The following is a 16,582-nucleotide window of genomic DNA, read 5'->3' as shown; positions in this document are numbered from 1 at the left end:
TCACCTTCTGTTTGTCGGCGTCGGGCCGGTCCCCGCGGCATACAGCCGGTCGAGCAGCCGCTCCTCATCCGCTTCGAACTCGGCCAGGGTGATGTGCCCCTCGTCCAGGTCCTGGTTGAGTGCGGCGAGTTGCGCGCGCACCACGCCCGGGTCGTAGAGCTCGCGCTCGGCGGCGTCCTGGAGCCGTTCCGCGACCCACACCACGCCACGTGCCGGGGCGAGGGGGAGAAGCAGCACTCCGGTGATCAAGCCCATCGTCAGCCCCCGCCGACCGCGAGGGGCAGGGCCGGGGCGCGGGTGCCGACGAAGCTGTAGCAGGGGAGCGGCCCGGCGACGTGGAGGTCGACGTGTTCCTGGTGCGCGGCGGCGAACTGCTCGGCGGTGGCGCGGAAACGGTCGGTGTCCGCACGGGCCACGAGGAACGACACGTTGAGCGCGCAGCCCTGCACGTCGGGGCCGGTCGCCGTCGCGCGGGCCATCGAGGCGAGACCGCGCAGGGCCTGCTGACCGGCCTCGGTCGCCCGGCGGGACAGGGCGGCGGCGACGGCCTGGCCCAGCCGCACGTTGGCCTCGTAACCGGGGCGTCGGCGAGCCTCGTCGCGCAGCCGCCGTATGGTCGCCTCACCGGTGACCAGGGCGGCCAGCGCGTCGCGGGCGGGCATGGCCTTGACGTTGATCTCGACCTGCCCGGCGAGCCGCTCCAGCGTGGCGAGGTGGTGCGCCTGCGCGGCGGCCAACTGGGCCTGCAGCGTGCCCTCGTCCGGCGCCACCGCGCCGAAACGCATCGGCAGGACAGGCCCCGCCTCCGCGAGTCCCGTCAGCAGGTTCTGATGCGCCATCAGATCGCGGCGCCGGGCGCGCAACTTCGCAGGAGCGGCGCTCACGACCGCCGTCACCGGGCCCGCGCCGACCGTGCGCAGTTCGGCGGGTGGACTGCCCACCCCTACGGCCTCCTCGGGCAGCGGAGTCCCCGCCCGGACGATCGCGTAGACGTACAGTGCGTCGACCGCCATGCTCATGCCTCCGCCCTGCGCCGCCGGCTCGCGCCGCTGCTGCTGCGGGCAGGAGCGCGGCGCCTCTTGGGGGGCTCGTACTGCTCCTCGTCCCCGTCGTCGGCGTCGTCGTAGCCCTCGTTGTCGTCCGGGTCGTCTGGGTCGTCCTGACCGTCCGAGCGGCCGTCCCCGCCCACCACCTTGCGCACGGTGTCACCGACGGACTCCGCAGCCGAACGCACCTTGCGCTTGCCGATCTTCTTGGCGGCGCCGCCACTGAGGAGTTCGGGAACGGTGGTGCTGCCCGAATCCCGTTCGAGGTCGAGGCGGTTGCACGCCTCCGCGAAGCGGAGGTAGGTGTCCACACTCGCCACGACTATGCGTGCGTCGATCTTGAGGATCTCGATGCCGACCAGGGAGACCCGCACGAAGACGTCGATCACCATGCCCCGGTCGAGGATGAGTTCCAGCACGTCGTAGAGCGTGCCGGCGCGCGGAGGGCAGGGAGCGATCTCGTCGGCGTAGGTCGTGGTCGTCATCAGGGTCCTTCCCCTTGTCGTACGGAGTGGGTCACTCGTCGGCGGCGCCCCGCCGATACCGGCGGAGCCGTCGGTACTCCAGGAGTTCGCCGTCCCGGTCGAGCAGCACCTCGTAGGAGGCGAGCAGGCTCGTCGTGTCCGGGATGCGGGCCACTTCGAGGACGTCGACGACGACACACCAGCCGCCGTCGTCGCCGCGCCGCACTGCCGAAACGCCTTCGGTGCGGTGGCCGATCAGCCCTTCGAGGCTCTGGCAGGCGGCACGGGCGGCATGTTCGGGCCCCTTCTTGGGCGCGGATCTCCTCCGTGTCGCTGTCGAGGAGCCGCCGGCCCGAGCTGAACGTTGGTCTGCCATGCCACCAAGTCTTGTCAAGGTCGGCCTCGCCGCATCTTGGGAGAGCCGGTGGGGTAGCGGCCCAGCGGGCGGCGCTGCTGCGCAGGCGAGCCGCGCGGCATGGTGTGAGACTGCCCAAGGCGGCCGAGCCCGTCGGGACGGTACGACCGAGAGGAGCAGGGTGTGTTTTCGGAGTCGGCGGACAGCGCCCTGGGCGAGTTCCTCGCCGATCCGGACAACCTGGCCCTCGACCTCGCGACTTCCGTGGCCCGCAGCTCCAAGGCGCTCGGACTGGCGAACGCGGTGGTCTACCTGGCCGATCTGCAGCAGCGCCGGCTGACTCCGCTCAACGCGGCCGCGCCGGCCCTGCCCGTCGACGGCTCCCTGGCGGGCTGGAGCTACCGCACCCAGTCCCTACGGGTGGAAGAACATCACCACGGCGGGATGACCGCCTGGCTGCCGCTGGTGGACGGGGCGGAACGGCTCGGAGTCCTCGCGGTGGCGGCGCCCGTCCTCGACCCGGTGGCCCTGCGCCGCGCCAGAACACTCGCGGCGCTGTGCGCCATGATGATCACGTCGAAGCGGGCGTACAAGGACTCCTTCGTGCGCCGCTCGCGCACCGACTCCATGACCCTGCCCGCCGAGATGCTGCGTGCCTACTTGCCGCCCCGCACGATCGGTACCACCCACGCCCTGTCCACGGCCGTCCTGGAACCGGCCTACGAGATCGGGGGCGACGCCTTCGACCACGCGCTCACCGACACCACGCTGCACGCCGGTGTCCTGGACGCCGTCGGCCACAACCTGGCGTCAGGACTGACCGCGGTGGTGTCGCTGGCCGCCGCCCGGAACACCCGGCGCACCGGCGCCGACCTGCCCGACCTCGTGGAGGCGGTCGACACGGCCCTGTCGCAGTGGCTGCCCGACCAGTTCTGCACGGCGGTCCTCACCCAGCTGGACCTCGCCACCGGCAGGCTGCGCTGGATCAACTGCGGCCATCCGCCCCCGCTGCTCATCCGCGACCGGCAGCTGATCTCCGGCGCCCTGGAGCGCGACCCCGAGCCGCCCATGGGGCTGCCCGCGATCTTCTCCTCCATCCCGCGCCATGTGCACGAGATCGCGCTGGAGCCGGGCGACCGGGTGCTGATGTACACCGACGGGGTGACCGAAGCGCGCAGCGCGGACGGCGGTCAGCTCGGCCTCGAGCGGTTCGCCGACTACGTCATCCGCGCGGCCGCCGCGGGGGAGTTGGCCGCGGAGACGCTGCGCCGGCTCATCCACTCGCTCCTCGACGCCTCGGACCACCGGCTGCGTGACGACGCGACCATCCTCATGTTCGAGTGGCGCCCCCAGGCGAACTGACCTGACCGGGGCGGCCGTTCATCAGCGTGTGGGTCCCTCTTCCAGGGCGAGCCCCGCGAGGTGGTCGCCGAATCCGCCGCGGGCTCGCGGGTGCAGGCGGCCCGACGTGGCGACGGGGCAGTCGGCCGTACGCAGAACGCGGTGCCCGGTGGCGCCCAGTGCGGCGATGAGGCCGTGGTCCTCGCTCACCGGCAACGGAGGGAAGCCGCCGACGGTCAGGTAGGCGTCGGCCGCCACACCCAGGTTCGCGCCGTGCACATGCGGGTGGTGCCAGGGTCCGTGTGCCGGGCGGGAGGCGATGTAGTGCAGCTGGTGCCGGGCCGCCAGGCCGGGTATGAGCTGCGGCCACTGGGCGACAGCGACGGTGCCGACGACCGCGTCCCACCCTTCGACGGCGCGCGCGTGCTGAAAGGCGAGCCAGTTCGGCGGCACGATGCTGTCGGCGTCGGTCGAGGCGAACCAGACCCCCTCCGGGCCGTCCAGGATCTCCAGGGCGCGGTCGGCCGCCGCGGCCCGCGCCAGTCCTACGTTGCGACACGCGACCTGGACGACCTGGACACCCGCGCGCAGTGCCGCCGCGACCGTACCGTCCGAGCAACTGTCCGCGGCGACCACGGTGATCACCCGGATCCGCCGCAGCGCGGGATGCCGCGCGGCGGTGCGGATCGCGTCCAACGCCGCGGGGAGCAGGGCCTCCTCGTCGTGGGCCGGTACGAGGACGGCGAGGGAGCGCGGTCTCACACCAGGCCTTCCGCGGCCGCGGGGGAGGGCAGCGCTGTGCCGTCGTCCTGGCGGCGGCCGAACGTCTGCAGGACGAAGTCCGCTTCACGGTGCTCGGAGGCCAGGGCCAGTTCGGGGATCGACCCGAGGATGTCGGCGAGTTCGTCGCCGGTGCGCAAGTGCTCGGCGACCGGATGGTTCCAGTGCACGGCCACGAGGGTGCCGCCCGCTTCCAGGGCGTCGACCGCGTGCTCGAGCAGGACGGTCAGCTCGGGAGTGTCGAAGTAGTACAGCAGCTCGGACAGGACGACGAGGTCGAAAGTGCCCGCGGGCCACTGCTCGGGAAGGGTGAGCCGGCGGACCTCGACGTGCGCCAGGTCGCGGGTCCTGCGCGCCGCGCTGTCGGCCGCCGACCGGACACGGTCGCAGGCCAGAAGCGAGTCGCAGCGCTCGGCCAGCCGCAGGGTGAGCTCGCCCACCGAGCAGGCCGGTTCGAAGGCACGGCGGAAGCGCGGGCGGGGGAGCGCGGCGAGGGTGAGGTCGTACTTGCGCCGTTCGTACCAGCGCTCGGTCAGATGCCAGGGGTCGGACGCGCCGCGGTACATGTCCTCGAAGTACGAGGGCGGGGTGCTCACTGGAACAGGACCTCCGTGGGGCGCAGGTGATGGGCCAGCTCCTCGGGCGGGAGGATCGCCGCCTCGTCGGGGCCCGGCCCCAACGGATGGATCTGGGTGGTGAACCGGTCGATCGCCGCCCGTTTCAACTCCTGTACGTGTGCAGGGAGTTGTACACGCCGGGCGGCCCCCCAGGGCACCCTGGGGTCGTCCGGTGCCGCCCAGTGCCACATCCAGACCGGGTACAGCGAACAGGGGGTGCCCACGCCGTGCGCGGCCGTGAGGGCGGCCCGGCCGGCCGCCTCGTGGTCGCTGTGCACGTCGCCGGTCCACGGTGCGACGACCAGGTCCGCGTCACGGACGAGCGGCGCGAGCGCGTCCACGATCTGTTCCTCGTGCCGGGCCACGCCGGTGTCCGGAACTCCCAGGCGGACGATCCGAGCCTGCTCGGCGCCGAGTTCGGTCAGGGCGGTCCGCAGCTCCTGGGCCCGCAGACGGGCCAGGGAGGCGGGTGTCACGACCCGGCTGCCGGGGTGCGAGCCCTCGCCGTCCGTGATCGAGACGACGGTCAGCCGCACCCCGCGCTCCGCGAGGACGGCCATCGCGCCGCCGAAGCCGAGCACCTCGTCGTCGGGGTGCGCGGCCACCACCACGACCCGGCCGCGGTCCGGCAGATGTGCGTCCGGTATCGCGTCCCACCCGCTCCAGCCGCGCCAGTACGCCTCGTCGGTGCCGGCCGCCTGGATCGGGTTCGCGGCCGGGGCGTGGTCGGTCCGCACAGCGGGCCGCGTCACCGGGCGTCCTGCGGGCGGGCGAGGAGGCCGCCGAGCTCCGCGAGATCGCGCTCGCCGTGGTGCTGGCGCACATAGACGGTCAGGTCCGCCACGTCGCGGGCGTGCCGGAGGTCGTGGCAGAGCGGGCCCGCCCCGGTGGCGCGGCCCACCCGGGTCAGCACCTCGGTGCACACCGACTCGATGAAGGCACGGACCCGCAAGCCGCGTACGCCTGCCTGGCCGCTGCTGTCCGAGGGGTCGGCGTCGATCTCCGCGGCCGCGCGCCGGAGCACGGTCTCGGCGGCGTGCAGCTGTATGTCGACCGCTCCGAGGTGGGCGTCCGTATGCGGGTCGGGACGTTTGGCGGCGGCGTGGCGCAGGGTGCGGGCGACGGCGAGCGCGCCGCCGTACCAGCAGGCGGCGACGCCGATCCCGCCGTGCTGGAAGCCGGGCCGGCGCACATAGGACTCGACGTCCCCGACGGCGACGGCGGGGACCTGCTCGAACTGCACATCGGGCGTATCGCTGCCCGCCATGCCCACCGCCTGCCAGCTGCCCTCCACCGGGACACATCGACGTGCGTCGACGGCGGCGGCGAAGAGCCGTCGGCCCTCCGGTGTCCGCGCCGTGACCAGGGCGTCGGTGCAGCTGTGGGCGCCCGAACAGTACGGCTTCAGGCCGTTCAGGACCCAGCCGTCGCCGGAGCGGGTGGCTTCGAGCGTGGCGCCGGGCGGCTCGGCGGCCCAGACACCCCACCGCTGTCCCGGCCGGGGCGGCGGGCCGCCCAGTTCAGCGAGGATGGCCAGCGCGTCCACGTGCCCCTCGACCAGCCGGGCCAGGCACAGATCGTCCTCGGCGACGGACTGCAGGGCAGCCAGCCGCGCTCCGGTGCGCCCGGAGCCGGGCAGCGGGAACTCCAGCTTCCCGGCATCGATGAGGCCGACCACCGCGGCGAACCGCGCGGCACTCTCCCGGCGGGCCTCGTCCGGCGCGATTCCGTCGGGAACCCGGCCGGACGGCCCGCTCGTGGTGGAGTGTTCGGGCGCCAACGTACTGTCCGTCATGCGTGATCCTTTGCCATGTACCGATGTGCCACGTACGGCCGTGTACCGATGTGCCGTGTACGTAAAGAGGCACGGACAGATGAGAGCCGGTTCAGGCCACCAGCGTCTGGTCGGCCTGCCCCTGGCCCGCCTGGGGCGTCCGGGCTTGTGCGTCCGTCGGCGTCGCCGCCAGGAAACGGTCCGCCGCGGCGAGAGCGTCCTCGATCTCGCAGGTACCGGTGGTGACGCACAGCGTGTACGCGGCGTCCTCAAGAAGGCGCCGGTTCGCCACGGTGTCGTCGTCGATGAGCTGGACCCGCGCGGTCGCGTAACGGGACACCAGCGTGCGCAGGATCTGCGGGTGGGGAGTGATCATTCCGAGAGGCTCCTTCTACTCAAGCAACTCGCACCCCGAGTGTCCCGGCACGCTCATTTCATGCATCGCCGCGCAGGGGACCCGGCAGGGTCATTCACCCCCCCGCGTCCTCCTGAGCGGCAGGGTTGGGCGTGATCGCGTCGGCGCTCTCCCCGCGTCGCCGGTCCTTCTTCTCCTGGTGTTGGGGGTCGGTCTCGGCGTCCTCGAACTCGTCCAGGACCTCTTCCGTCGCGGTCTGGGCGGGGCGGGTCTCGTCGTGCTGCCGGTCGCGGTGGTGGGTCATGGTGGCTCCTTGGGTCGGCGGGGCGGTTTGGGTGACGGCGTCAGGGCTGGGCCCGCTCCTGCGCGGTGCGGTGGCGCTCGTTGTAAGCGCGTGCCGCCCGGTCGTTCAGGGCACTGCCCAGCGAACGCAGCCGCTCCCCGACCGTGCGGGGGGCCGCCGGTTCGACGTCGATGCCCGGACGCAGCTCGGGCTCGCCCTCCGGGGCGGGCAGCAGAGCGTTCGCGACATGGCTGAGCCGCGCGGTGAGTACCGGAGCGAGCCCGTGCGCCTTGTCGGCCGCGCGAGCCGCCGGGGTGAGCACGAGCCGCACCCGGCGGCGCTGGACGGCGGTGACGATGCGGTCCGCCGCGCGCCGCGCGTCCATCGAGACCAGCGGAGTCCCGGCGAGCGCGGAGAACCAGGCGAACTCGCGGCGCCGGTCACCGCCGAACACGGCGTGCAGGTGCGAGCCCGTACGCATCAGACCGGGATGCACGGCCGTCACGGAGACGCCGGCGCGCGCCGCCTCCACGTGCAGCCCTTCGGTCAGAGCGCCCACGGCCGCCTTGGCGCAGGAGTACGGCAGGAGGTGCGGTACGGCGAGCAGACCTCCCACGGAGCCGATCAGGGCCAGCCTGCCGCCCGCCGCGCTCTCGCGCAGGTAGGGGAGTGCTTCGAGGCTGGTGTGCAGGGCGCCGGAGAAGATGGTGCTCATCGCGTCGTCGAAGCCGGCCACGCCGACGGTCTCGGCCGGAGCGACCTGGATGATCCCCGCGTCGGCGACGACCACGTCCACGCCTCCGCAGTCGGCCGCCGTCTGCCGGAACAGGTCGGCGACGCTCTTCCTGTCGCGTACGTCGGTCACCGTGGTGCGCACGGGGGCTCCGGGATGCCGCTGCCGCAGCAGTGCGGCGGCCCGCTCCAGCTCGGCCGCGTCCCGGGCCGCGAGGGTGACGGAGCAGCCGCGGCGCACCAGTTCGTCGGCGATGAGCAGTCCCAGGCCGCGTGAGCCACCGGTGACCACGGCGGACAGACCGTGCAGCGGTGCGGATGGGCGGAGCGGCAGCGATGCCGGCATGAAGGTCACTCCCTGTCTCCGAGGGGAAGGGGAAGGTGTCGTCAGCGGCGCGTTCCCCGGGGCCGCATCGTCAATCCGGTGATCGCCGGGTCGCCTGGAGGGCTCGTTAGGTGCCTGCGCATCAGCCTAAGTCCGGGGGCCGATCGCCGCGCGGCCGTCCTCGCGGGGCGCGACTCGGGTGGGTTGAGGTGTTGTTCGTGTTGTTAAAGCGCCCCGACCTGGTTACTTGTGATGGATGGTCCCGAATCGCGGGACCGGGAACGTGCGGAGAGGCAGGCGGCGGGGACCCGTGGTGAATCGGCTTCGGAGTGGTTGGGCGTGGTGGGTGCGGGCGTGGAATTCGCCGGGGCACGAGCGGTACACGGCGCTGCTGATCGGGAAGAGCGTGCTGGCGGCGACGGTGTCCTGGTGGGTCGCGCACGATCTGCTGCGGGCCACCTCCCCGGCATTCGCGCCCTTCTCCGCGGTGCTGATCATGAACGTCACCCTCTCCCGGTCGGTCTGGCAGGCGCTGCGGTACGCCGCCGCGGTCACGGTCGGAGTGGGTATCCAGGCCGCCGTCGGCTTCGTCGCCGGTCCCGACCTGTTCGCCTTTGTCGTGGTCGCGTTCATCGCGCTGTGGATCGGCCAGTGGCCGGCGCTGGGCGAACAGCGCTCCCAGGTGGCGACGGCCGCCTTCTTCGCCTTCTCCACCTACGCCTCGGCCACCACCACCGCGGCGAAGGCGAGCCAGCTCGGGCAGATCATCCTGCTCGTCCTCATCGGCTGCGGGGTCGGGCTGCTGGTCAATCTGTGCATCGCCCCACCCCTGCGCTACCGCAGTGCCGAGCAGGGACTGCACGCCCTGGCCGCCGAGATCGAGTACCTGCTGGACGACATGGCCGACGGCCTGTGCAGCGGGAACGTCGACGCCGAGCGCGCCGAGCAGTGGCGCAGGGCGGGCGAGCGCGTGCAGACGGCTGTCGGCCAGGCCCGGGCGGGGCTGAGCACGGCGGAGAACAGTCTGCCCTTCAACCCCAGGCGCCTGCTGCCCGCACACCGCGGCTACCTGACGTTCGACCGGTACCGCCAGACCGTCAACGCCCTGGAGCGGGCGGTCTACCAGCTGGGCTCGCTCACCCGGGCGCTGGGCCGGTGGCGCGAGACGGAGAACACCTATAGCTACGCGCCCGTCCTGAAGACGTACGCCGACTTCGCGGAGAGCCTGCGCGACATCGCCCATGTCATCGCCGAGCTCGACAGCGACACCCTCACCGAGCAGGCCCAGCAGATGTGCGAGCTGGCGGCCACCGCGCAGGAGGCCCTGCAGAAGGTGCTGGGCGCGGCCCAGGAGGCGGAGCTGCCGCTGGCCGACATCTCCCGGCCGTACGGCGTTCTCGTGGTCGAGGCGAGCCGGCTGATGGAGGAGTTCCAGAACACCTGCAACGTATTGATGGACACCGCTGAGGACTGAGGCGGTTTAAGAAACCGCTTTGAGGAGACCCAGCCTGAGGCCGCCCGCGCTCCTCGAGGGAATCCCGTCGAGAGCCGGGCCCGTTGCTGACAGAGAGGAACCGCCATGTTCAAGGCCATCGCTGATGTACTGCGCGCGATCGGTGGCGCCATCGCCACCGTCGTCACGCTGCCCTTCCGGGCCGTCGCACGGCTCTTCGGCGGCGCCTCTGCCGGCGCACAGGGCCGGCACTGAGCGTCCCGGCACCTCCGGGGGGCTCAACAGCAGGTCGGCCCATATGTGTATTTGCTTTCAGGAGAGGTGCGCTGGCAGCGTGAGAGTGGCAGGCGAGATCAGAACTAGAAGGGGCGGACACATGACCACCGTGGCGGCGCAGGACCGGACGCAGGCAGCGGCCCCGCAGGCGGAGCAGGACCTGATCGACCGCGCCTACGCGGACCCGGCCTCGCTCGCGCCGAAGGACGCGCGAGAGGTCGGCAGGCGCTTCTTCGACCGGCTCGCCGAGCTGGAGGAGGGCACGCACGAGTACCAGTACGTGCGCAACTGCCTGATCGAGATGAACCTGTCGCTGGTGCGCTACGCCGCATCGCGGTTCAGGCACCGCGGTCAGCAGGAGATGGAAGACATCATCCAGGTCGGCACGATCGGCCTGATCAAGGCGATCGACCGGTTCGAACTCACCCGTGAGGTCGAGTTCACCTCCTTCGCCGTTCCCTACATCACGGGGGAGATCAAGCGGTTCTTCCGGGACACCTCCTGGGCCGTGCACGTCCCGCGCCGCCTGCAGGAAGCCCGCCTCGAACTGTCCCGGGCCACCGAGGAGCTGCGTACGCGCCTCGGGCGGTCGCCGTCGACGGCCGAGCTCGCCGAGCTGATGCAGCTGGAGCCCTCCGAGGTCGCGCAGGCGCAGATGGCGTCCAACGGCTACAACAGCGTCTCGCTGGACGCCGCCGTGAGCGGCAAGGACGACGAGTCCGACACGATGCTGGCCGACTTCGTGGGCTTCGACGAGGACCGCTTCGAACTCGTCGAGAACTACCACTCGCTGGCCCCGCTGATCGCGGACCTCGACGACCGTGAGCGCAGGATCATCCACCTCCGCTTCGTCGAGGAGCAGACCCAGCAGCAGATCGCCGACGAGCTGGGCTACTCGCAGATGCACGTCTCCCGGCTGATCACTCGCGTGCTGGGCAAGCTGCGCGCCGGTCTGCTGACGAGCGACTAGCCGGGCCCGCCCCGCCGATCTCGTTCTCCCGCCCTCGGTCCGCCCGGACCGGGGGCGGCGTGCGTGCGGCGCGGGGAGTGCGGACAGGACGCATCCCAGCTGGGGCTTTGCCTGCATGGATGGCGCGGGGCAGGGCACCCGGCACGAAGACCACGATCCGCCGCGGAGGCATAGCGGCAGATCGGCCCGGTGCTTCGGATCGGCGTGGATAGGACCGCCGAAACGGGGTACCGAAACAGGGCAAACCGGTACGAGACAGGAGGCTGTACGTTGACTTCCAAGGCCACCACCCCCCGTTACACCGTCCCCGGCATCACGGTGCAGGACGCCGCCACGGTCATCGAGGTGCTGCAGCAGCGTCTGCACTCCTTCAACGACCTGCACCTGACGCTGAAGCACGTCCACTGGAACGTGGTGGGCCCGCACTTCATCGCGGTGCACGAGATGATCGACCCGCAGGTCGACGCCGTCCGCAACATGGCCGACGACGTCGCCGAGCGCCTGGCCGCCCTCGGCGGGGTCGCCCAGGGCACGCCCGGCGCACTGGTCGCGGGGCGCACATGGGAGGACTACAGCGTGGGCCGGGCCGACGCCATCGCTCACCTGGGCGCCCTCGACCTCGTGTACACGGGTGTCGTCGAGGACCTCCGGGCCACGATCAAGACGGTGGGGGAGATCGACCCGGCCACCGAGGACCTGCTGATCGGGCAGCTGCGCGACCTGGAGCAGTTCCAGTGGTTCGTGCGCGCCCACCTGGAGACGGCGGGCGGCACGCTCACCACGGCCGACGCCACCACGGAGAAGGAGGCGGCCGCCGAGTCCTCGGCGTGACGCCGAGGCGGCTCCTGTCGCAGGGGGCGCGACCGATTGCCGGTCGCGCCCCCTTTCGCGTGGCCACGCCCGGACTGTTCAGTCGCCCTTCAGCTGGGCACTTGTAACTGACAGACCAATCGGTCGGCGGAGGGGATCCGAGCAATGGCGCTGCCTGCTTTGACGGCCCGTCAGAGGGCTGAAGCCCTGAAGAGAGCCATCGCCGTGCGGGTCGAGAGGGGAGAGGTGCTCACCGCGCTGCAGCGCGGCTCGCTGTCCCTGCGGGAGGTCCTGGAGCGCGGCGGCGACCCCGTGGTGGGTGCGATGCGCGTGCACAGCCTCTTGATGTCCATGCCGGGGATCAGAGACGTACGGGCCCGACAGCTGATGCGTGAGCTCGGCATTCCCCCGCGGCGGCGCGTACAGGGCCTCTCCGCCACGCAGCGCGAGCGGCTACGGGCCGTCTTCCCCGACGCGTCGTAGTCCGAGGCCGTAGTCCGAGGCTGTGGGCCGTTGCGGGCGACGCGTTCGCCCTTGATACCGGGATGCCGGGTTTGTTACGCGCGGAGCGGGAGAATCGCCAGCCATGACACCTGCTCCCGGCACCCGGCCCCCGACCGTCGGCGTCCTCGTACCCCGACTGCTGCGCTCCTGCGTCGACGCGCTCGAACGAGTCGAGAACGCCCAGGCTCTCGACCGGGTGGTGACGCCCGTGCAGAAGGCCGTCCGGGCGCTGCCGCTCGGCGCCCTTCGCGACGTGCTCCACGGCCGCCAGCTCGGCCACCCGCTCCATCCGGTACTGGTGCAGGTGCCGATGGGCGCCTGGATCTCCTCGGCCGTCCTGGACTTTCTGCCCGGCGCCCGCCGGCCCGCCCGCGTCCTCGTGGGCCTGGGCACGCTGACCGCGCTGCCCACCGCGCTGGCCGGGTGGGCGGACTGGGCGGAGCAGCACGAACAGCAGATGCGCACCGGCCTGGTGCACGCCGCCGCCAACGCCGGCGCCGTCTCGCTGTACGGCGCGTCGTTCGTCGTACGGGGGCGCCGCCCCATGCTCGGCCGTGCTCTCGGGCTCGGCGGTCTGACGTGTGCGAGCGTCGGCGGTTTCATCGGCGGTCACCTCGCCTACCGGCAGGCCGCGGGGGCCAACAAGACGGAGCCCGTTCCCCATCTGGTCGAGCCCGGCTGGCACCGGCTCGGCCCGGTCGGGGAACTGACGGCCGGAAAGCCGGTGCGCTGGATGCTCGGTGAGGTGCCGGTCGTGGTGGTCCGCGCAGAGGACGGCACGATCGACGCGCTGGCCGACCGGTGCAGCCACCTGGCGGGCCCGCTGTCGGAAGGCGAGGTCGCCGACGGCTGCGTGACGTGCCCGTGGCACGACAGCGTGTTCCGCCTCGCCGACGGCTCGGTGGTGCGCGGCCCCGCCACCGCGCCGCAGCCGTGCTTCGAGACCCGGGTCGACGCCGACGGCACCGTGGCCGTGTGCCTGCCCGGGGCGGGCTGAGCGCGTATGCGGATCAACTGCCTCATCCTCGACGCCGCCGACCCCGAGCGGCTCGCCGCCTTCTGGTCCGAGGTGCTCGGCCGCCCCGTCGTGGACCGCACCGGGCCCTATGTGTGGCTCCAGCGGGACAACGGCCTGGGGATGGGATTCCAGCGGAGCGGTGTGGCCAAGGCGGGCAAGAACCGTCTGCACATCGACATCACCTCGCCCGAGCCCGCCGCCGAGCAGGCGCGCATCGAGGAGCTCGGCGGGCGCAGACTGCCGGAGTACGCCGACGGGGGCTTCCTGGTGATGGCGGACCCCGAGGGCAACGAATTCTGCGTCATCCCCGAGGGTCCGGTAGGGCTCGACGACGAGGGACGGGCGCACTACCTCGGCCGGCAGGACCTCGACTAGAAGGCCCGGGGGAATTCACCCCACCAGGTCCGGCGCGCGCAGCATCTCCGGCGGGATGTCCCAGGCGTCGACGAGGTCGAGCGCGAGCGGACGGACCTTGCGGCAGAGGTCGTTGACCTCACGGCTGATCGCCTTGGAACGCTGGACGGTGAGGCGGCCGTGCTCCATGAACCAGGCGCGGTCCGACTCGATCGTCGTGAGGGCGAAGAGGTCGCAGAGCAGCCCCAGCGCCACCTTGTTGTCACCGTCGGGGAGCGCGCGCACCTTGGCGACGAACGCTTCGAGCACGAGCCGCTCCACGTGCGCGTCGGCCACTGCGATGACGTGGTCCTGCACCTGGGAGAAGACGACGCCGGGATCGGTCTTCTGGTCCATCCCGCGCTTGAGCCGGCGGGCCGCGCCGGCCAGCATGTGCTCTTCGCGGAAGCGCATCATGGCGAGCTGGTACTCGGAGTCGAGCAGGCCCGCCTCCTGGTCCCACTCGTCGCCGCCGGGCAGCAGGTCGCGTACCCGTTCGAGGAGTTTGTGGGCCGAGGTCTTCTCGATGACCGTCTCGACGGCGAGGCCGGTGACGTACTTGACCATGTCGAGCTGGTCCATGTCCCCGAACTCGCTCGCGTAGCCGGTGAGAAGGCCCTTTGCGACGAGCTGGAGCAGAACGTGGTTGTCGCCCTCGAACGTCGTGAAGATGTCGCTGTCGGCCTTGAGCGCGGCGAACCGGTTGACGGCGAGATAGCCGGCACCGCCGCACGCCTCGCGGCACTCCTGGATCACGCGGGTGGCGTGCCAGGTGCCGAGCGCCTTGGTGCCCGCGGCCCGTGACTCCAGCTCCCGCCTGCTCTCCTCGTCGTCCTTGATGCCGGAGAAGACCTCGTGCAGTTGCGTGCGGACGACGTCCTGGGCGAAGTGCAGCGCGTACGTACGGGCGATGAGCGGCAGCAGGCGGCGCTGGTGCAGGCCGTAGTCGAGGAGCACCTGCTCCTCCGTGTCCGAGGTCGCCTTGAACTGGCGGCGCCGCACGGCGTACTTCGTGGCGACGGCGAGGGCGACCTTGGCGGCGTTGATGGCGCCGCCGCCGACGCTGACCCGCCCTTGGACGAGCGTGCCGAGCATGGTGAAGAAGCGGCGGTTGGGGCTCTCGATCGCACTCTCGTAGACGCCTTCGGGGGTGACGTCGGCGAAGCGGTTCAGCAGCGCCTCGCGCGGCACCCGTACGCCGTCGAACCAGATCCGGCCGTTGTCCACACCGTTGAGGCCCATCTTGCGGCCGTCGTCCTCGATCCGGACGCCCGGTGCCACCTCGCCGTCGACACGGACCGGGACGACGAAGGCGTGCACGCCCTGGGACGTGCCGTCCACCTCCAGCTGGGCGAAGACGACCGCAAGCTCCGCGTGGCGGGCGGCGTTGCCGATGTAGTCCTTGCGCGCCCGGTCGTCCGGGGTGGTGATGACGAATTCCTGGCTCTCGGCGTCGTACGTGGCGACGGTGCCCAGGGCTTGGACGTTGGAGCCGTGTCCGGTCTCGGTCATCGCGAAACAGCCCATCAGCTTCCCGGTGATCACGTCCGGGAGGTAGGCGTCGTGGTGACGTTCGGTGCCGAGCTGCAGCAGGGCGCCGCCGAACAGACCGAACTGCACGCCGACCTTCACCAGCACCGACAGGTCGCCGAAGGCCAGGGTCTCGAACGCCGCGATCGAGGCGCCGATGTCGCCACCGCCGCCGTACTCCTTCGGGAAGCCCATGCCGGTCTGGCCCGTCGCCGCCATCTCGACGACAAGGGCGCGCACGCGCTCGCGGTACTCCTCGATGCCGAGTTCCTCGGCGTCGTCGAGGACCGAGGCGTAGGTGGCGAGGTTCGTGCGGACCAGGTCGCGGATCTCGGCGTACTCGCCGTCGAGCACCGCGGTGAGAGCTGCGATGTCGACGGCGGGCTGCACATAACCGCTCGGGTGCGTGGCGATTTCGGTGGACATGCCGCTCTGTTACCCGTCCGTAGGGCGATCAAGCCGCCCGCTGGACCGATCGGCGCACACGCGGAATCACGGGCTGGGCTCGGCGGGCGATCCGGTGCCGCTGTCCAGAGTCGCGTGAATGTGCCGCAGTGCCTCTTCCTGGCTGCCGGTCAGGGCCAGGACGTCGGTGACGCCGGTGATGTCGAACAGCCGCCGGACGACACTGCCGTCAGGGACGGCCAGGACGAAGGGCCGCCGCGCCTCGTCGTGCTCGGCCCTCGCCCGCAGGATCAGGTTGAGCAGGGTGCTGTCGGCGAAGGCGAGTTCGCCCAGATCCAGCAGCGTGGCGTCAGTGCCGGTGTCGGTACGCGCGCGATGGAAGACGGCGGTGACCTCGGCGCCGTCCTCGAGGTCGATGTCATCGCGCAACGTGACCACCGCCACCCGCTCCCGCTGGGTGAGTTCGATGCTTTCACTGTCACATGCCATGCCCCGACCCTGTCATATGCCCAGGCCTCTCAGGAACGGGACGGCTGTGTTCTTGAACTCCTGTATGCCTGGGAAAACACCAGGTCGAAGCGGTTTTTCACGGGTGTGAACGCAATTTGAGCGAGTGACTTGTCCGAGGGGGTGTGCGGATAGCAGCGCTGGGAAAGCGGAAACGAAGCGACGACGAAATGCAGTGTTTGCACGTGTACAGAGAGAGGATCACGTCTTGATGAGTGCTCCCGAGACACCTGCTTCAGAGCGCACGACCTGCGCGCAGGCCCGGGCGGAAATCAGTTGGGTTCTCATGGAAGTGTGCTGCGGCCTTCCGCTGCACCAGGCGCGACGTCTGCACGACGACGCGCTGCTGGTGGCCACTGAACTGACCGCCAATGCCATCCGCCACGCGGGCGGGACGACCGGCTTCGAGGCCGGCCTCCAGGGCGATGTCCTGTGGATGAGCGTGAGCGACGGCAGCGCGGAGGTGCCGCGCCGTGCGCCCTCGGCGCCGAGCGTGCCGGGCGGGTTCGGCTGGATGGTGGTGCAGCGGCTCAGCTCACACGTCGCGGTCGATGTGGGGCCGCGCGGGAAGACGATCACCGCCGTACTGCCCCTGCCGCGGCCGGTGGCCGAAGGGCCCCTGTGACGGGGTGCGGCGGGACGGT

Annotated in this window: 22 protein-coding genes; 9 read left to right on the top strand and 13 right to left on the bottom strand. The window is 71.4% G+C overall.

Features of this window, described 5'->3' with window-relative positions; translation table 11 throughout:
- The 4 genes from ACIREE_RS04630 to ACIREE_RS04615 are packed head-to-tail and all read right to left on the bottom strand — an operon-like array spanning window position 1 to window position 1,886.
- Window positions 1–255, bottom strand: a complete 255-nt coding sequence (locus tag ACIREE_RS04630; protein WP_404146145.1) for a gas vesicle protein GvpG — start codon at window positions 253–255, stop codon at window positions 1–3.
- Window positions 256–257: 2 nt separating this feature from the next.
- Window positions 258–1,013, bottom strand: coding sequence for a GvpL/GvpF family gas vesicle protein (locus tag ACIREE_RS04625; RefSeq protein ID WP_404146142.1), 756 nt, complete (start codon window positions 1,011–1,013; stop codon window positions 258–260).
- Between the two features lie 2 nt (window positions 1,014–1,015).
- The gene (locus tag ACIREE_RS04620) at window positions 1,016–1,531 is read right to left on the bottom strand and encodes a gas vesicle structural protein GvpA (RefSeq protein ID WP_404146139.1); all 516 of its coding nucleotides are present in this window, start codon (window positions 1,529–1,531) and stop codon (window positions 1,016–1,018) included.
- A 31-nt stretch (window positions 1,532–1,562) separates the two neighbouring features.
- Entirely contained in the window at window positions 1,563–1,886 is a 324-nt protein-coding gene (locus tag ACIREE_RS04615) for a gas vesicle protein (protein WP_404146136.1), read from the bottom strand.
- 162 nt (window positions 1,887–2,048) lie between these two features.
- On the opposite strand from ACIREE_RS04615, the gene ACIREE_RS04610 reads away from it, so the two are divergent.
- Window positions 2,049–3,227: a PP2C family protein-serine/threonine phosphatase gene (locus ACIREE_RS04610; protein WP_404146133.1), complete on the top strand. Its 1,179-nt coding sequence runs from the start codon at window positions 2,049–2,051 to the stop codon at window positions 3,225–3,227.
- Between the two features lie 21 nt (window positions 3,228–3,248).
- Here ACIREE_RS04610 and ACIREE_RS04605 read toward each other — a convergent pair whose 3' ends face one another.
- The 7 genes from ACIREE_RS04605 to ACIREE_RS04575 form a co-directional block, all read right to left on the bottom strand.
- On the bottom strand, window positions 3,249–3,968 hold the full coding sequence (locus ACIREE_RS04605; protein ID WP_404146130.1) for a glycosyltransferase: 720 nt from the start codon (window positions 3,966–3,968) through the stop codon (window positions 3,249–3,251).
- Entirely contained in the window at window positions 3,965–4,582 is a 618-nt protein-coding gene (locus tag ACIREE_RS04600; protein WP_404146127.1) for an SAM-dependent methyltransferase, read from the bottom strand. The genes ACIREE_RS04605 and ACIREE_RS04600 overlap by 4 nt, the downstream gene beginning before the upstream one ends.
- Window positions 4,579–5,355, bottom strand: a complete 777-nt coding sequence (locus ACIREE_RS04595; protein ID WP_404146124.1) for a PIG-L deacetylase family protein — start codon at window positions 5,353–5,355, stop codon at window positions 4,579–4,581. The genes ACIREE_RS04600 and ACIREE_RS04595 overlap by 4 nt, the downstream gene beginning before the upstream one ends.
- The gene (locus ACIREE_RS04590; protein ID WP_404146121.1) at window positions 5,352–6,398 is read right to left on the bottom strand and encodes an acyl-CoA dehydrogenase; all 1,047 of its coding nucleotides are present in this window, start codon (window positions 6,396–6,398) and stop codon (window positions 5,352–5,354) included. The genes ACIREE_RS04595 and ACIREE_RS04590 overlap by 4 nt, the downstream gene beginning before the upstream one ends.
- Window positions 6,399–6,489: 91 nt before the next feature.
- Window positions 6,490–6,753: a DUF5133 domain-containing protein gene (locus ACIREE_RS04585; RefSeq protein WP_404146119.1), complete on the bottom strand. Its 264-nt coding sequence runs from the start codon at window positions 6,751–6,753 to the stop codon at window positions 6,490–6,492.
- 94 nt (window positions 6,754–6,847) lie between these two features.
- Window positions 6,848–7,036, bottom strand: a complete 189-nt coding sequence (locus ACIREE_RS04580; RefSeq protein WP_404146116.1) for a hypothetical protein — start codon at window positions 7,034–7,036, stop codon at window positions 6,848–6,850.
- A 40-nt stretch (window positions 7,037–7,076) separates the two neighbouring features.
- Entirely contained in the window at window positions 7,077–8,093 is a 1,017-nt protein-coding gene (locus ACIREE_RS04575; RefSeq protein WP_404146113.1) for an SDR family NAD(P)-dependent oxidoreductase, read from the bottom strand.
- A gap of 292 nt (window positions 8,094–8,385) precedes the next feature.
- Here ACIREE_RS04575 and ACIREE_RS04570 point away from each other — a divergent pair, with 292 nt between their 5' ends.
- From ACIREE_RS04570 to ACIREE_RS04540, 7 genes are all read left to right on the top strand, one after another.
- Window positions 8,386–9,546 carry an aromatic acid exporter family protein gene (locus ACIREE_RS04570; RefSeq protein WP_404146111.1) on the top strand — a complete coding sequence of 387 codons (1,161 nt, stop codon included), beginning with the start codon at window positions 8,386–8,388 and terminating at the stop codon, window positions 9,544–9,546.
- 105 nt (window positions 9,547–9,651) lie between these two features.
- On the top strand, window positions 9,652–9,780 hold the full coding sequence (locus ACIREE_RS04565; RefSeq protein ID WP_404146108.1) for an LPFR motif small protein: 129 nt from the start codon (window positions 9,652–9,654) through the stop codon (window positions 9,778–9,780).
- 121 nt (window positions 9,781–9,901) lie between these two features.
- Window positions 9,902–10,771, top strand: a complete 870-nt coding sequence (locus ACIREE_RS04560) for a SigB/SigF/SigG family RNA polymerase sigma factor (protein ID WP_404146105.1) — start codon at window positions 9,902–9,904, stop codon at window positions 10,769–10,771.
- 270 nt (window positions 10,772–11,041) lie between these two features.
- Window positions 11,042–11,602, top strand: coding sequence for a Dps family protein (locus tag ACIREE_RS04555; RefSeq protein WP_404146102.1), 561 nt, complete (start codon window positions 11,042–11,044; stop codon window positions 11,600–11,602).
- A 204-nt stretch (window positions 11,603–11,806) separates the two neighbouring features.
- Window positions 11,807–12,064, top strand: a complete 258-nt coding sequence (gene mihF, locus ACIREE_RS04550) for an integration host factor, actinobacterial type (protein WP_404146099.1) — start codon at window positions 11,807–11,809, stop codon at window positions 12,062–12,064.
- 103 nt (window positions 12,065–12,167) lie between these two features.
- On the top strand, window positions 12,168–13,082 hold the full coding sequence (locus ACIREE_RS04545) for a Rieske 2Fe-2S domain-containing protein (RefSeq protein WP_404146096.1): 915 nt from the start codon (window positions 12,168–12,170) through the stop codon (window positions 13,080–13,082).
- 6 nt (window positions 13,083–13,088) lie between these two features.
- Window positions 13,089–13,478 (top strand): VOC family protein, encoded by a 390-nt coding sequence (locus ACIREE_RS04540; RefSeq protein ID WP_404146093.1) that lies wholly within the window; start codon window positions 13,089–13,091, stop codon window positions 13,476–13,478.
- 15 nt (window positions 13,479–13,493) lie between these two features.
- Here ACIREE_RS04540 and ACIREE_RS04535 read toward each other — a convergent pair whose 3' ends face one another.
- Together ACIREE_RS04535 and ACIREE_RS04530 are read right to left on the bottom strand one after the other, a co-directional pair.
- Window positions 13,494–15,452 (bottom strand): acyl-CoA dehydrogenase family protein, encoded by a 1,959-nt coding sequence (locus ACIREE_RS04535; RefSeq protein ID WP_404146090.1) that lies wholly within the window; start codon window positions 15,450–15,452, stop codon window positions 13,494–13,496.
- Window positions 15,453–15,518: 66 nt separating this feature from the next.
- On the bottom strand, window positions 15,519–15,920 hold the full coding sequence (locus ACIREE_RS04530) for an STAS domain-containing protein (RefSeq protein WP_404146087.1): 402 nt from the start codon (window positions 15,918–15,920) through the stop codon (window positions 15,519–15,521).
- Between the two features lie 229 nt (window positions 15,921–16,149).
- Between ACIREE_RS04530 and ACIREE_RS04525 the strand changes: the two genes are divergently transcribed.
- Window positions 16,150–16,563 (top strand): ATP-binding protein, encoded by a 414-nt coding sequence (locus ACIREE_RS04525; protein ID WP_404146084.1) that lies wholly within the window; start codon window positions 16,150–16,152, stop codon window positions 16,561–16,563.
- Window positions 16,564–16,582: the final 19 nt, after the last annotated feature.

This window comes from Streptomyces sp. NPDC102467 (assembly GCF_044765445.1).
In the GTDB taxonomy this organism is placed as follows: Bacteria; Actinomycetota; Actinomycetes; order Streptomycetales; family Streptomycetaceae; genus Streptomyces.
The sequence above is the reverse complement of the archived record's forward strand: the minus strand, read 5'-3'. Positions and strand labels throughout refer to the sequence as shown.

What these genes read in the sequence shown, in the direction of transcription:
- ACIREE_RS04630 (WP_404146145.1), bottom strand. Translation starts at nt 255, where the DNA reads ATGGGCTTGATCACCGGAGTGCTGCTTCTCCCCCTCGCCCCGGCACGT.
- ACIREE_RS04625 (WP_404146142.1), bottom strand. Translation starts at nt 1,013, where the DNA reads ATGGCGGTCGACGCACTGTACGTCTACGCGATCGTCCGGGCGGGGACT.
- ACIREE_RS04620 (WP_404146139.1), bottom strand. Translation starts at nt 1,531, where the DNA reads ATGACGACCACGACCTACGCCGACGAGATCGCTCCCTGCCCTCCGCGC.
- ACIREE_RS04615 (WP_404146136.1), bottom strand. Translation starts at nt 1,886, where the DNA reads ATGGCAGACCAACGTTCAGCTCGGGCCGGCGGCTCCTCGACAGCGACA.
- ACIREE_RS04590 (WP_404146121.1), bottom strand. Translation starts at nt 6,398, where the DNA reads ATGACGGACAGTACGTTGGCGCCCGAACACTCCACCACGAGCGGGCCG.
- ACIREE_RS04585 (WP_404146119.1), bottom strand. Translation starts at nt 6,753, where the DNA reads ATGATCACTCCCCACCCGCAGATCCTGCGCACGCTGGTGTCCCGTTAC.
- ACIREE_RS04580 (WP_404146116.1), bottom strand. Translation starts at nt 7,036, where the DNA reads ATGACCCACCACCGCGACCGGCAGCACGACGAGACCCGCCCCGCCCAG.
- ACIREE_RS04575 (WP_404146113.1), bottom strand. Translation starts at nt 8,093, where the DNA reads ATGCCGGCATCGCTGCCGCTCCGCCCATCCGCACCGCTGCACGGTCTG.
- ACIREE_RS04565 (WP_404146108.1), top strand. Translation starts at nt 9,652, where the DNA reads ATGTTCAAGGCCATCGCTGATGTACTGCGCGCGATCGGTGGCGCCATC.
- ACIREE_RS04560 (WP_404146105.1), top strand. Translation starts at nt 9,902, where the DNA reads ATGACCACCGTGGCGGCGCAGGACCGGACGCAGGCAGCGGCCCCGCAG.
- ACIREE_RS04545 (WP_404146096.1), top strand. Translation starts at nt 12,168, where the DNA reads ATGACACCTGCTCCCGGCACCCGGCCCCCGACCGTCGGCGTCCTCGTA.
- ACIREE_RS04540 (WP_404146093.1), top strand. Translation starts at nt 13,089, where the DNA reads ATGCGGATCAACTGCCTCATCCTCGACGCCGCCGACCCCGAGCGGCTC.
- ACIREE_RS04535 (WP_404146090.1), bottom strand. Translation starts at nt 15,452, where the DNA reads ATGTCCACCGAAATCGCCACGCACCCGAGCGGTTATGTGCAGCCCGCC.
- ACIREE_RS04530 (WP_404146087.1), bottom strand. Translation starts at nt 15,920, where the DNA reads ATGGCATGTGACAGTGAAAGCATCGAACTCACCCAGCGGGAGCGGGTG.
- ACIREE_RS04525 (WP_404146084.1), top strand. Translation starts at nt 16,150, where the DNA reads ATGAGTGCTCCCGAGACACCTGCTTCAGAGCGCACGACCTGCGCGCAG.